This window comes from Sphingobacterium chungjuense (assembly GCF_011316935.1).
Lineage (GTDB): Bacteria > Bacteroidota > Bacteroidia > Sphingobacteriales > Sphingobacteriaceae > Sphingobacterium > Sphingobacterium chungjuense.
The window spans coordinates 645,200-658,108 of the sequence record NZ_WLYS01000002.1 but is presented as its reverse complement, the minus strand read 5'-3'; the positions used below and the strand labels follow the sequence as shown (position 1 = coordinate 658,108).

The 12,909-nt window shown below is 41.7% G+C and carries 13 protein-coding genes; 6 read left to right on the top strand and 7 right to left on the bottom strand.

Annotated features, from left to right (window positions below):
• Nucleotides 1-159 precede the first annotated feature (159 nt).
• The gene (locus tag GKO22_RS07585) at nucleotides 160-1,443 is read left to right on the top strand and encodes a sensor histidine kinase (protein ID WP_166333760.1); all 1,284 of its coding nucleotides are present in this window, start codon (nucleotides 160-162) and stop codon (nucleotides 1,441-1,443) included.
• Nucleotides 1,444-1,488: 45 nt separating this feature from the next.
• On the opposite strand, the gene GKO22_RS07580 is transcribed toward GKO22_RS07585, so the two are convergent.
• The 3 genes from GKO22_RS07580 to GKO22_RS07570 are packed head-to-tail and all read right to left on the bottom strand — an operon-like array spanning nucleotide 1,489 to nucleotide 4,364.
• A complete protein-coding gene (locus GKO22_RS07580) occupies nucleotides 1,489-2,724 on the bottom strand; it encodes a hypothetical protein (protein ID WP_166333758.1) in 1,236 nt (411 codons plus the stop codon).
• Entirely contained in the window at nucleotides 2,717-3,163 is a 447-nt protein-coding gene (locus GKO22_RS07575) for a QcrA and Rieske domain-containing protein (protein ID WP_166333756.1), read from the bottom strand. Before GKO22_RS07575 ends, GKO22_RS07580 begins: the two co-directional genes overlap by 8 nt.
• Nucleotide 3,164: 1 nt before the next feature.
• Nucleotides 3,165-4,364, bottom strand: a complete 1,200-nt coding sequence (locus GKO22_RS07570; RefSeq protein WP_206367840.1) for a di-heme oxidoredictase family protein — start codon at nucleotides 4,362-4,364, stop codon at nucleotides 3,165-3,167.
• Nucleotides 4,365-4,569: 205 nt separating this feature from the next.
• Between GKO22_RS07570 and GKO22_RS07565 the strand changes: the two genes are divergently transcribed.
• Nucleotides 4,570-5,238, top strand: coding sequence for a metal-dependent transcriptional regulator (locus GKO22_RS07565; RefSeq protein WP_166333754.1), 669 nt, complete (start codon nucleotides 4,570-4,572; stop codon nucleotides 5,236-5,238).
• A 124-nt stretch (nucleotides 5,239-5,362) separates the two neighbouring features.
• Nucleotides 5,363-5,842, top strand: a complete 480-nt coding sequence (locus GKO22_RS07560; protein WP_166333752.1) for a copper resistance protein NlpE — start codon at nucleotides 5,363-5,365, stop codon at nucleotides 5,840-5,842.
• Nucleotides 5,843-5,900: 58 nt separating this feature from the next.
• On the opposite strand, the gene GKO22_RS07555 is transcribed toward GKO22_RS07560, so the two are convergent.
• A complete protein-coding gene (locus GKO22_RS07555) occupies nucleotides 5,901-6,188 on the bottom strand; it encodes a hypothetical protein (RefSeq protein WP_166333750.1) in 288 nt (95 codons plus the stop codon).
• A gap of 119 nt (nucleotides 6,189-6,307) precedes the next feature.
• Between GKO22_RS07555 and GKO22_RS07550 the strand changes: the two genes are divergently transcribed.
• Nucleotides 6,308-6,814: a pyridoxamine 5'-phosphate oxidase family protein gene (locus GKO22_RS07550; protein ID WP_166333748.1), complete on the top strand. Its 507-nt coding sequence runs from the start codon at nucleotides 6,308-6,310 to the stop codon at nucleotides 6,812-6,814.
• Nucleotides 6,815-6,899: 85 nt separating this feature from the next.
• A complete protein-coding gene (locus GKO22_RS07545; RefSeq protein ID WP_166333746.1) occupies nucleotides 6,900-7,403 on the top strand; it encodes a glutathione peroxidase in 504 nt (167 codons plus the stop codon).
• Nucleotides 7,404-7,503: 100 nt separating this feature from the next.
• On the opposite strand, the gene GKO22_RS07540 is transcribed toward GKO22_RS07545, so the two are convergent.
• The 3 genes from GKO22_RS07540 to GKO22_RS07530 all read right to left on the bottom strand — a co-directional run bounded on the left by GKO22_RS07540 (nucleotide 7,504) and on the right by GKO22_RS07530 (nucleotide 10,308).
• Nucleotides 7,504-7,872, bottom strand: a complete 369-nt coding sequence (locus GKO22_RS07540) for a diacylglycerol kinase (protein WP_166333744.1) — start codon at nucleotides 7,870-7,872, stop codon at nucleotides 7,504-7,506.
• A gap of 67 nt (nucleotides 7,873-7,939) precedes the next feature.
• On the bottom strand, nucleotides 7,940-8,743 hold the full coding sequence (locus GKO22_RS07535; RefSeq protein ID WP_206367838.1) for a response regulator transcription factor: 804 nt from the start codon (nucleotides 8,741-8,743) through the stop codon (nucleotides 7,940-7,942).
• A 431-nt stretch (nucleotides 8,744-9,174) separates the two neighbouring features.
• Nucleotides 9,175-10,308 carry an NYN domain-containing protein gene (locus GKO22_RS07530; RefSeq protein WP_166333742.1) on the bottom strand — a complete coding sequence of 378 codons (1,134 nt, stop codon included), beginning with the start codon at nucleotides 10,306-10,308 and terminating at the stop codon, nucleotides 9,175-9,177.
• 206 nt (nucleotides 10,309-10,514) lie between these two features.
• On the opposite strand from GKO22_RS07530, the gene katG reads away from it, so the two are divergent.
• Nucleotides 10,515-12,785, top strand: coding sequence for a catalase/peroxidase HPI (gene katG / locus GKO22_RS07525; protein ID WP_166333739.1), 2,271 nt, complete (start codon nucleotides 10,515-10,517; stop codon nucleotides 12,783-12,785).
• Nucleotides 12,786-12,909: the final 124 nt, after the last annotated feature.

Here is a 12,909-nt window from a genome sequence, read left to right as displayed (position 1 = left end):
GTTTAAGTTATACAACGGTTGTCATGCCAATATGTTTTCTCAAACTGAAGGGCATCAATGGCTATTTATAAGGAATGTAAACTAAATATCAGTTTTTTAAGAAGCCAATATTACTTGCGTCATGTTTCATAATATTATCTATTTTTGCACGGTTAAATTATGAATAAGACGGTATTTTCTCGCCTTTGGCGGATGCTATCCTATCTAGGTGTGAGTCCGCAAATGACTTATATGGAAATTAAGCGGGTGCACATGGTCAATCTGATTACCATGATATGCATACCGGCCATGTTCTTATTTTCGGTGGTCAATTTTTTTGAAGGCCGCTATTTCTTGGCGATGATCAATGCGTCGAACGGAATTTCTTGCCTTTCTGTTTTATTTTTACAATACTACAAACGGCTCGAATTGGCTAAAATCATCCTTTTGGGCGTTAATTTTTTCTTTTTCTACTTTGGAGCACTATTCTATGGCAATGGCGGTGAGAATTTTTTGCTCTGCATCATGATTGTATGTATGTTATTGTATGACAATCGCGTCATTCAATGGTCAATGGGGCTATTGGTAATCGCTGGAATTGTTTCCGTCAAGCTCTTTCCGGTAGATCTGTTAAATGCAGATCATGTACCTCAAAGTAGAATCCTAATCAATACCATCGGATCTCTTTTTTTTATCGTAGTGGCCGTTCATTTCTTCAAAAATATCATCTACAACAATATGATGTTGATCGAAGATCAACGGCAGAAGTTGCAAGTGCTTAATCAGGACAAGGAACGTATATTTTCTATTGTTGCACACGATATACGCAGTCCACTTTCTACGCTAGAGGGAATGGTGCATCTATTACATCAGCAGGTGATAGACGGTGCGGTATCCGAAGAATATATCATACAATTACAAAGGCAGATTGCAAAGCAGAAGGAAGTACTCGACGACATTTTGAGCTGGAGTAGTCGTAGTATGCGCGGACAGGTGAAGGTGAACGCTACGACACAAGTTGCCGATATCGTGGATCATTTGATGGTTGTTTTTCAATCATCCTGTGACATCAAGCAAATAAAACTCATTGTAGATGTCGATCGGTATTTTCCACTGTATGTTGATCCAGATCATTTGACTATTATTCTAAGGAATGTAGTCAGTAATGCGGTGAAATTTAGTCATGCTAATGGTGTTATCAAGATCTCTGTATCCAGAGATTTGGGGTACGGATTTATACATGTGCAAGATAACGGAGTCGGTATGGAAAAAGATCAGGCAGCGTATCTCTTCCATACGATTCAGCAGCGCTCTGTAGGTACTCGCAACGAACCGGGAGCTGGTCTTGGTTTATTACTATGTAGTGAGTTGATTAAACACAATGACGGTATTGTGCAAGTGGATAGCGTTCCTGGAAGCGGAAGCCGGTTTACGGTCGGTTTTCCAATGCCGCTGGCCAACTAAGGCGATATATTGCCATAGTTGATCCTCACCACTTAAAAAATTAAATTAAAAATAGGTCGAAATACCGAAACTAAAACCACCTAGCATCACAGGAGGATTGGCCAAAAAATCCCGACTACGCTGATGCCGATAGTTCAGCCTTAATATTGTAAGTGAATTCGGTCTAAAACTTAAACCTCCGATCACGCTCCACAAATCTTCACCAATGTTGTCACCAGTTTCTTGTACTCTTCCGACATTCCAGTCGACATATTCTAATCGGCAGGCAAGGTTAACCGAAGCATTGTCCCAGCCTAAGATACTGCGTCGCCATATCGGTTGTACGATATCCACAAATCCACCGTACTGCCTGTTTCCATACGTCTGGATATAGTTTTCGGGTACTTGCACATTTATCCAAGCCCATTCCCCCGTAATAAATGTATTGAGCCGTGGGAGAGTGGTGTTGAAATCTACGGCGAAAACGTGTAATGTCCTTTTGTCATCAATCTGCTCGCCTTCATCCATGTATCGATTGTATACACCACCCATATAAGACACCCCAAGTTCGCCAATTTTATTATTGCGTACGGCGAGTTTTCCAGAGTAGAGTGGATGGCCGGTCAGGCTTTCTTCGAAGCGGTCGGCATTAGATTTGGTTGCTGGTAAGTAGGTTTTTCCCTGTTCATTATTGATAATGGTGTTATCAAAACCTCCTGAAATATACGCTTCGTAACCAAACATCCAATCATTGCTATACCGCTTGCCATACAAACCAAAGCCCGCATTGCTCCATGTGGCGGGCAGCATTTGAGTCGCTGAGATTGGACGATCTGTAAACTCCCATTTCGGCCCGTCATGATTTTGGTTAAATGAGCCGATCGGATTCAAAATAATACCACCGCGTAAGTTGAGTAAAGGATCAAATTCCATATCTAATGCCGCAAATTCAATACTGATCTCTCGGGTACCATCTTCAAACTCCAGTTCACTCATAAATTTAATACGTTTGCTGATGGTGGATGCCATGAAAATAGTAAATCTTCGAAATTGGAACTGATGCCCTTCACTTACACCATCTACGCCAATGTGCTGCCAGTTGGCCTCCATATAGCCACCGATGGAAACTGGCAATCTTCCAGCAAATAACATCGGCCTGTTGTATACAGCATCCATGTTCATGGTGTTTTTGAGTGAATCTTTGTTTTCTACTCTTTTGAACAAAGAAGAATCTATTTGAGCCTGTAATAACGATGGTGCGTACAGCCCAAGAAGGAGTATTATAAAAGATATTTTAGACATGTTTTAGCGATATTTTAAGGAGATTGTTATCAATAACGATCGGGAATGCTCTTAAGCTTTCGTTGGCAGGGCCATTGAGCACTTCGCCCTTGAAGTTAAACTCGCTATCGTGCGCCGGGCATTGGAGCCGATCTCCAAAGGCTTGAAGCTCGGCGCCTTGATGGGTGCATTGCATCAGTACAGCGTAGTACTCATTGTCCGAAAATCGGTATACATAAATAGGGTATCGTAGCTGATCGTGCGCTACCACAATGTATTTGCGATAAGTAGATTGTGCTGATTTTTCCGCCAAAAAGTTTTCGGTCGATATGATAAGATCTGAATCTACAATCTTGCCAGTCACTGTTTTGCTCGAGGCACAACCACTTAACAATGACATTCCTATTGTTGCACCAGCACAGACAAAACCGCAGTGCTTGATAAATTGCTTTCTATGCATCTTAAAGTGATTTTAAGAATTTGATCAATGATTCCTTTTCACCGGGTGAAAGACTCCTATAATTTTGGCGAACCCGAGAGGCTTCGCCACCATGAAGTTCTATCGCTTGTTCGATACTGTTGGCTCTGCCATCGTGCATCAAGAAATAGCGCCCGCCTTGAGAATCTGGCGCAAGTCCCAATCCCCAAAGTGGAGGAGTTCGCCATTCTGCCGTTTCTGCTGATCCTTCGGTATAGCCATCGTCGAGTTCTGGTCCCATATCGTGCAGAAGCAAGTCAGTATAAGGATAGAGTTCTTGAAACGCCAATGCGTCAATCGATGCATTCCCAGTCTTTAGTTGCGGTGTATGACAGCTTGAACATGAAATCTGCGTAAATAAGGCTTTGCCTCGCAAGACTTCTGGATCATTTTGATTACGCGGAACAGGAGCTTTTAAGGTTTGCAGATAAAAGCTGACGTTATTTACTTTCTGCGTAGCAATTTCTGGATCAATTGGCATACCTGAAAAAAGGTCAATAGGATTGTAAAAGGTAGAAATTCCCATGTCTTCAGAAAATGCACTGACAGTCTGTTGAAGCAAATCATATACACTTGCCTTTTTACCAAATCGCCCGATGTATTTTCCTTCTTTGGAAATGCTTTCAATGCGAGGTCTAATGAAAGCGGGAATGTTTACCCAATTCACGCGACCGGAGATGCCGTCACCATCTAAATCTTCGGGATCAGCCAGGGAGAGCAACACGGCATCCGGTACAAATTCTAGCAATCCCATTCCTGTTACAGCGGGCGGAGTGAGACGTGTATACGTTGCCCCAGCAGGTAAAACTTCTGGCTGATATCCAGGGATTGCTCTGTTTTGCAATTGCGGTCCACCTACATGTAAAAACTGATTGCCAGTGGCATCGATCTGACCGAATCGGGTAACCGTACTAAAGGGATTTCCCTTACCATCTCCAGCATGGCAACTCACGCAGCTGTTGGCTACGAACAAAGGTCCAAGACCTTTCTCGATGGTGAATACTTCCTCAAAAGTCTGATCTCCATCCAGAAAACGCCGCATTTCTGCAAAATTGAGTCCATCTATTGGGCCGTCTAATAGACTGTCTTCTGGCGGTAATTTAGGTTCGAACCTCTCACAAGACTGAACCCCGATAATTAGAGCTACAATAACTCCAATAACGATGTGTGATTTTTTCATCATTCTAATTATAAATCTTAAAAAAGGGCGTTTTTCTTCTCGGTCTGCTAGCGAATGGAGGTGGTCGCTCTGACAATTCAACAATCTAAAACTATTACCAAGTAGTAAATAGTATTATTAGATGTGTAAAGATAAAAAGTTATATCAATCTAACAAATATTTATTTTTTAATATGTTAGATGATGCTAATATTGCGTACATTCAACCTATGATGTCTGGAACAGAAGAAAACTACCTGAAAGCTTTGTTTCACCTCTCTCATAGCAAGGGAGAAGTAAATATTTCTGATCTCAGTAAGCATTTACAAGTTAAATTGCCGACCGCAAATAGCATGATGAAACGACTTTCTGAGAAAAAATTGGTAATTCACGAAAGCTATAGACCCGTAAAGTTGTCTGAGAAGGGCAAAAAAGAAGCTGCACTAATTATTCGTAAGCATCGGTTAACAGAGATGTATTTGGTAGAAATAATGGGGTTGGGGTGGGAAGAAGTGCATGAAATTGCCGAACAAATTGAGCATATTCAATCGCCTGCTTTTTTCGATAAAATGGATGAATTATTAGGCTATCCAAATGTAGATCCGCATGGTTCACCAATACCTGATCACCATGGCCATGTCACGATAGAGAATTACCAAAAACTTAGCGACTATAAGGCGGGAGATCAGGTGCAATTTATGGCTGTTGGAGATTCTTCTACAGATCTGCTCAACTATCTCAATGCTAAATCATTGCCGCTAGGGACAATTCTACATATTGAATCTGTAGAAAATTTTGATGGGACGATGTCGGTATCCTATACCGACAAAAAGAATGAATTGCTAAGTAGCAAGGTCTGTGATAAACTTTTGGTGAAAGGCAAGGTCGTCATTTCGTAAAACCTTCCCTATTAATAATTACTATGTCTAGATCAGGTTCTTGGTGATGCGGGAAAGTCATATATACATTGTATATAATCTTATGGCAAGGAATTTGTAAAACATTGCAGAAAAAAGAACGGATATGAAATACATCTTTAGTTACTTATTAGGTATAGCCATCTTAACAGGATGCGGGCAATCCAAGACAGAATCAGCAGATGACCCAGCAGAGACTGCTGAGACAACAGCAGCTTCGGAGAACGAAGACGAATCCGCGCCAATTGCTGAAACTGTAGGAGATTGGCCTGGCACGTACGAAGGCGTAGTGCCTTGCGCAGATTGTCCGGGTATCAAAACGACGGTCGTGCTCAACAATAATGACACCTTTCGCATCACGCAAGATTACGAAGATCGCGATCAAAAAGTGGATGACAACGGACGGATCATGTGGCATGACGGTGGTAAAGTCGCGCACTTGAAAGGGACGAATGTGAATTTGAAATTTAAAATTGGTGATGACAATCTAAAGCAATTAGATGAAGACGAGAAGGAAATCACTTCAAATCTTGCTGAACATTATGTCTTGAAAAAGATCAAAGACGCGGAATTGCCAGTAGAATAATACTTCTATACAGCAGCAAAAAGGGCGCATCTGGATAGAGCGCCCTTTTTGCTGTCATTTATTTTGGAATGGCACATACTCGGTAGGTGCTTGAATCAATTGTTTCGCAATAGGAGCTGTTCTGCTCAATTTGTTGATATCGCTCCATAAATTTTTCATGTCCATCGGCATCGCTAATCGAGAGCAAAGCAGGATCAGATATATCTGCGGTATTGTTGTCCAAGAATATCGAATATTCTTCATTTTCTTCCACTAGGTGAAATCCTTTCTCTTCTTCTATACTATTGCCAGCCACGTTTTCCTGATAATAGGTTTTGCCTTTGCGGATTGCTTCTTCTTGTGTCATGTTTTCTAGGTTTACAGTTTACTACAGAATAAACAACCATTTTCCAGTTTTGATTTTTTCAACTGTACTCCAACAATTGTTTATCTCGAATGTTATCTTATCAAACAAACATATTTGCTATGAGTACAGAAAATCTTCACAATCAAGAAGCTATAGATAAACTACAAGAACTAGTAGACAAAATAGATATCGGAATGCTCGGTACTTATCCCGAAAATGGTAGCTACGTACATGCAGTGCCGATGAGTAGACAAGAAGTAGATGAATCGGGAAACATTTGGTTTTTATTTTCGTCCGAAAGTGATACACACACGCACCTGGAATCCAATGATCAGGTTAGTTTGTTGTATTCGGATGTGAGCGACTACAGCTTCTTGAGTATTAATGGACATGCGGAGGTCTCCAGAGATCAAGAACGGATTGATAAATACTGGAATAAAATGATCGAAGGTTGGTTTGAAAAAGGAAAAGAAGACCCACGTATACGTGTACTACGCGTAGTACCAAGTGAGGCACATTATTGGGATAATAAATCCAATAAATTGGTCACATTCTTTAAAGTGGCTGCTAGTGCAATTACTGGTGCAAAGAAAGATGTAGGTCGTCAAGGTGATCTTAACATCTAGTACAAATTACCGATATTTGTAATGACAAAATGAAAGAGTCAGATCGTCCATATCAGATATCTGACTCTTTTACTTAAACGAGACTATGATGGATACATTTTATGATTTAAGTGCCAACAAGCCCAGCGGTGAAAAGTTGCCGATGGATGACTTACGTGGAAAAGTTGTTTTGATCGTAAACACGGCAACAAAATGCGGACTAGCGCCGCAATTTGAAGGATTAGAATTATTGCATCAAAAATACAGTCCCCAAGGTTTGGTCGTACTAGGCTTTCCAAGCGATCAATTCGCTAATCAGGAGCCAGAAACCAATGCAAGCATGGAATCTGCTTGCCAGATCAATCATGGCGTTACCTTTCAACTGCTTGAGAAATCAGATGTCAATGGAGAAAACACAAACCCTGTTTTCCGATACCTCAAAAAAGAGCTTTCGGGCTTCCTTGGCTCACGCATCAAATGGAACTTTACCAAATTTCTGGTGGACAAAAAAGGAAAGCCAGTTAAGCGCTTCTCACCGATAACCAAACCAGAAAAGTTAGAAAGTACAATAAGGAAACTACTAGATAGTGATGCACTGGAATCAAACTAATAGCAGGCTATTTTTTAGCAATCAAACAGGGGCTATTCAAAAAACACGGTGTATAATGACTTTGAAATTTGTGCAGTTGATGAATTTGTACGAGTGATCTTTAAAGATAAAGTTTTACGATAGACCACATCTTGGGTGCAAAGATTAATAATCCTACTCCTATAGAAGCCAGCGCACTAATCAGCACAGCTGCCGCTGCTGCATCTTTCACTTTTTTTATCTGTTCATTTTTTTCTGGAGAAACGAAGTCTGCTAAGTATTCAACCGCAGAATTAAGGCATTCCATACTTATCACCAGCCCAATGCTTAGCGATATGGCCACCCATTCCAAGGTTGCTATCTTCAATATATAGCCAAGAATTATCACCATTAGGCTCGCCGCCAAATGTATTCGAAAATTAGTTTCACTTCGGAATACGGTGCGCAAACCTTGTCCTGCATATCGAAAACTTGCGATCAGCCGCTTCATCTTTTCACTGTTTTTAGCTTGGATCTAAGATAGGTACTATTTTCGAAGCGGTAAAAATGTATGGATATTAAGATTGAATTGGCGTTGCCGATTTTCTCATTTTCCCAATAAACTCCTTCGGGCTGATGCCAAACTGTTTTTGAAAGTTGCGAGTGAAATGGGAAGGTGTACTGAAACCCAGTTTATTCGCAATCTCATACACTTTGTATTCCTGATTGGTCAATAACTGCGCTGCTTTTTTCAATCTGGTGATGTTGATTAATTCATTGGGCGATAAATCCGAAAGCGCTTTGATTTTACGATACAAAGTTGGCCTACTCATGCACATTTTCTCTGCCAACATATCCACACATAAACTCTGCTCCGACATGTTTTCTAAAATTAGTGCATTCAATTTTCTTAAAAAAATCTGATCGCTCGTCTCTTCTTTCTCTGTATCCATCGGCGCAGACGGTGTAGCATCATAATGTGCTCGCAGCGATTTTCGATTGCGCAACAAACTAGTGATCTGTGCTTGCAGAAAGTTGGGCGAAAAAGGTTTTTCTATATAAGCATCCGCGCCATATTCCAATCCTTCAATCTTCGATTGCAGACTATTCTTTGCTGTCAACATGATAAAAGGGATGTGGCTGTATTGCAAATCATCTTTGATCGCCGTGCACAGCTCATAGCCATCCATCACCGGCATCATCACATCACTCACGACAAGATCCACAGGATACAGCTTGATATATTCTAAAGCTTCTTGACCGTTCGTCATTTTTACCACACGATAATGATCTTCCAGATCTTCGGCAATAAAGTCCAAGATGTCTTGATGGTCGTCGGCAATTACGATGGTTGCCTCAGAAGGATGCATCGAATTTATCATAGATTTATAAGGTAGCTACAACAAATATATCAAAATTCTGGAATTGCTTGTGCCGCTTAGAAAGGTTAGGCGAAATCGTTACAAAAAAAGAAAGTCCTGAAATGGGAGTTTCAAGACTTTCGACAAACCAATTATTAACCAAACACTGTGAATAAAACAATATTTGTGCCAACTATGAGAAATTTTAATATTTAACCTTTTATTCGCAAATTTCTCTAAAAAACAAGTATTTCCCGCGGACACATCAGCATGGTAATTCCAACAAGTTGCAGCAAAAAAGAAGTCCTGAAGTGGGGAACTTCAGGACTTCTAACTAACTAACCAATTATTAACCTATTATGAAAAAATTACTACTGCCTATAAAACGACGGTATTTTTAAAATAGTACAATCATTGGCTTTGCTTAACTTTTTTTAACATCCAAACAACTGTTAGGTGGTTTTAGATAGCTTGTAGGTGGTTTCATTTAGCTTCTGTACCAAATAATGCGTTTCTTCAGCAAGTCCTAATTGTGCGGCGGCATCTTTTCCAAGACTCAACACATCCGAGCGATCTCTGCGGTGTGAGAAGGTGCACTCAAATTTGTCTTGAATAATAATGGAGATTTTGCGCGTACGCGTTGGAAATAGAGACTTGATATCTTTCGTGATGCGAATCTGATTTTTGCGCACATCATCTGCCGTGATTTTATTGCCCGGCGAAGGCAAGGTCAATTCCTCTAGGATGGTTTCCACTGCTGGCGTTGCTGCGATCACTGGGGTTTCCGCTATTGTTTCGTTCGTCAAGATATTGCGTACATAATACAGCTTGTTCTTCGATTTTTCTGTGGTGCGCTCATCAACTTCAAAATCGGTCTTACGTGATTTAAATAGATGCGAGATCTTTTCGAAGCCATAGTTCCGAGCATCGAAATCTGGTTTGCGTTTGATGATCAAATTCCCAATTTCTCCCAAAAATGCCCATCCGCTTTCGTCCGCCGTATCGTCTACCGTATCTTTCAATAGCAATAAAGTATCATCATCCAGTGGCGTGCTTTCTTTCGCTGCTGGACGCGGAGTGGCTTTCGTGCCAGCTGCTGGAATGTTGTTCGTGCTTTCCGTTGCTTTCTTTTTCGCAGCAGACTTATGATCCAAAATCTCTACATAGATAAATTTGTCGCAGGATGCTATAAAGGGTTTTGGCGTTTTGCGTTCACCAATGCCGATTACTAGTTTTCCAGATTCACGAAGGCGCGTTGCCAGTCGGGTGAAATCACTATCGCTAGATACGATGCAAAAACCATCGACACGATCCGAGTGCAAGATGTCCATCGCATCAATAATCAAAGCCGAGTCGGTAGAGTTTTTACCTTGCGTATAGCTATACTGCTGTATCGGTGTGATCGCATGCGTAAGCAAACTTGACTTCCAGTTTTCTACAAACGGACTAGTCCAATCGCCATATATCCGCTTAATAGAAGGCACGCCGTAGCGGTTGACCTCATTTAGGATTTCCTCTATTTTTTTGTAAGACACATTGTCTGCGTCTATTAGCATTGCTATTTTTTGGTCTTTGCGATCCGCCATGGTTTACTGCTCATATGTAAGTGCGATTAAAGGTAGTCGTAAAAGCGATAACCTGCAAGCGAAGTAGGCTACAATACGATAAATGAATAGTTTTTAGCTATAATACTATCGAGTTAATTGATTTTCATTAGTTTATATAATATCATATCTTTATGAAGATTGAGGAGTATAAGGAGTAAAATTTATTAAATCATACGTTATTAAGAATGGAAAAAGAATCGAACGATTTAGGAAAATGCCCATTTCATAATGGTAATGGAGCGATTAAACAAGAGGTCGCCGGTAACGGTACAGGGAACAAAGACTGGTGGCCCAAACAACTAAAATTAAACATCTTAAGACAGCACTCTTCGCTGTCGGATCCGATGGAGTCGGATTTCAATTATGCCGATGCTTTCAATAGTTTGGATCTGGAAGCCGTCAAACAAGATTTGCACGCTTTGATGACCGATTCGCAAGATTGGTGGCCAGCAGATTTCGGCCATTATGGTCCACTTTTCATCCGTATGGCTTGGCATAGTGCCGGCACATATCGTGTCGGTGATGGGCGCGGTGGCGCTGGATCAGGACAGCAACGTTTCGCGCCTTTAAATAGTTGGCCAGATAATGTAAGTTTAGATAAAGCGCGTCGCTTGTTGTGGCCTATTAAACAAAAATATGGACGTAGCATTTCGTGGGCAGATTTATTGATCCTGACCGGTAATGTCGCGTTAGAATCGATGGGATTAAAAACTTTTGGCTTTGCAGGTGGCCGCGCAGATGTGTGGGAATCGGATGAAGATGTATATTGGGGCTCAGAAACCACATGGTTGGGCGGAGATTTGCGCTACGGACATGGATCTGATGGTGCCGATAAACAACATGGCGTCGTGGTTTCCGACGATGATGCCGATGGCGATACGCATTCGCGTGATCTAGAAAAACCATTGGCTGCGGTACAGATGGGATTGATTTATGTGAATCCGGAAGGACCAGATGGTAATCCTGATCCTATACTTGCTGCAAAGGATATTCGCGATACTTTTGGTCGTATGGCGATGAATGACGAAGAAACAGTTGCTTTGATTGCGGGTGGGCATACTTTTGGAAAGACGCATGGCGCTGCGCCGGCAGATGAGCACGTAGGAGCAGAGCCAGAAGCTGCTGGATTGGAATTGCAAGGTTTTGGCTGGCAGAATAGTTTTGGATCGGGTAAAGCTGGTGATACGATTACCAGTGGATTGGAAGTGACATGGACCACAACGCCAACAAAATGGGGCAATAACTTCTTCGAAAATTTGTTCAATTACGAATGGGAATTGACCAAAAGTCCCGCTGGAGCTCACCAATGGGTTGCTAAAAATGCTGAAAACATCATTCCTGATGCTTTTATTGAAGGCAAAAAACATGCGCCAACCATGTTGACGACTGATTTATCGTTACGTTTCGATCCAGAATACGAGAAGATTTCGCGACGATTTTTTGAAAATCCAGACGAATTCGCGGATGCATTTTCTCGCGCGTGGTTTAAGCTAACGCATCGTGATATGGGGCCACGCGAATTGTATCTTGGACCAGAGGTTCCAGAAGAGGTTTTATTGTGGCAAGATCCTATTCCAGCGGTAGATCACCCACTGGTCAATGATCAAGATATAGCAGAACTGAAAAAGCAAATACTGCAATCTGGATTATCTACTGCAGAACTGGTAGGTACAGCTTGGGCTTCGGCCTCCACTTTCCGTGGATCCGATAAGCGTGGTGGTGCCAATGGAGCACGCATACGCTTAGCGCCTCAAAAAGATTGGGAAGTGAACAATCCAGCTCAACTGCAAAAGGTGTTGTCTAAATTGGAAGAGATACAAGCCTCTTTCCAGCAAACACAGTCGGACGGTAAAAAGATATCGCTCGCCGATTTGATCGTGCTAGCTGGTGACGCTGCGGTTGAGCAAGCTGCTAGCCATTCGCTTCAAATTCCTTTCAAACCTGGGCGTATGGATGCTACGCAGGAGCAAACCGACGTAGAATCCTTCGAATATTTGGAACCAATAGCTGACGGTTTCCGGAATTATCATCCAAAACAATACAGCGCTTCGCAAGAAGAATTGTTGGTAGATAGAGCGCAATTATTAGGGCTTACGAGTCCAGAGCTGTCTGTGCTTATCGGAGGTTTGCGCGTATTGGGAGCTAACTACGACGGCGGTGCTGATGGTGTATTTACCAATAATCCGGGGAAATTGACCAATGATTTCTTCGTGAACTTGTTGGATATGAAAACCGAGTGGAAAGCCCTTTCGGCAGATAAACAACGCTACGAAGGACGTGATCGTTCTGGCGGAGATGTTCGCTGGACGGCTACTCGTGCAGATTTGGTATTTGGTTCCAATGCCGAGCTTCGCGCTATCGCAGAAGTATATGGCAGTGCTGATGCACAACATAAATTTGTGCAAGATTTTGCTACAGCGTGGACGAAGATCATGAATGCAGATCGCTTCGACTAATCTGTTTTCTGTTTTTGTCGTTTGAGAAAGCGTAGCAATTTTGCTGCGCTTTTTTTTGTTCAGGCTCAATGTGATGCCGGCAATATCAAACAGAACAATTCCGGATGATTAGCTGTTGTGTTCT

What these genes read in the sequence shown, in the direction of transcription:
- GKO22_RS07545 (WP_166333746.1), top strand. Translation starts at nt 6,900, where the DNA reads ATGATGGATACATTTTATGATTTAAGTGCCAACAAGCCCAGCGGTGAA.
- GKO22_RS07560 (WP_166333752.1), top strand. Translation starts at nt 5,363, where the DNA reads ATGAAATACATCTTTAGTTACTTATTAGGTATAGCCATCTTAACAGGA.
- GKO22_RS07540 (WP_166333744.1), bottom strand. Translation starts at nt 7,872, where the DNA reads ATGAAGCGGCTGATCGCAAGTTTTCGATATGCAGGACAAGGTTTGCGC.
- GKO22_RS07585 (WP_166333760.1), top strand. Translation starts at nt 160, where the DNA reads ATGAATAAGACGGTATTTTCTCGCCTTTGGCGGATGCTATCCTATCTA.
- GKO22_RS07575 (WP_166333756.1), bottom strand. Translation starts at nt 3,163, where the DNA reads ATGCATAGAAAGCAATTTATCAAGCACTGCGGTTTTGTCTGTGCTGGT.
- GKO22_RS07530 (WP_166333742.1), bottom strand. Translation starts at nt 10,308, where the DNA reads ATGGCGGATCGCAAAGACCAAAAAATAGCAATGCTAATAGACGCAGAC.
- GKO22_RS07535 (WP_206367838.1), bottom strand. Translation starts at nt 8,743, where the DNA reads ATGATAAATTCGATGCATCCTTCTGAGGCAACCATCGTAATTGCCGAC.
- GKO22_RS07565 (WP_166333754.1), top strand. Translation starts at nt 4,570, where the DNA reads ATGATGTCTGGAACAGAAGAAAACTACCTGAAAGCTTTGTTTCACCTC.
- GKO22_RS07555 (WP_166333750.1), bottom strand. Translation starts at nt 6,188, where the DNA reads ATGACACAAGAAGAAGCAATCCGCAAAGGCAAAACCTATTATCAGGAA.
- GKO22_RS07550 (WP_166333748.1), top strand. Translation starts at nt 6,308, where the DNA reads ATGAGTACAGAAAATCTTCACAATCAAGAAGCTATAGATAAACTACAA.
- katG (WP_166333739.1), top strand. Translation starts at nt 10,515, where the DNA reads ATGGAAAAAGAATCGAACGATTTAGGAAAATGCCCATTTCATAATGGT.
- GKO22_RS07580 (WP_166333758.1), bottom strand. Translation starts at nt 2,724, where the DNA reads ATGTCTAAAATATCTTTTATAATACTCCTTCTTGGGCTGTACGCACCA.
- GKO22_RS07570 (WP_206367840.1), bottom strand. Translation starts at nt 4,364, where the DNA reads ATGATGAAAAAATCACACATCGTTATTGGAGTTATTGTAGCTCTAATT.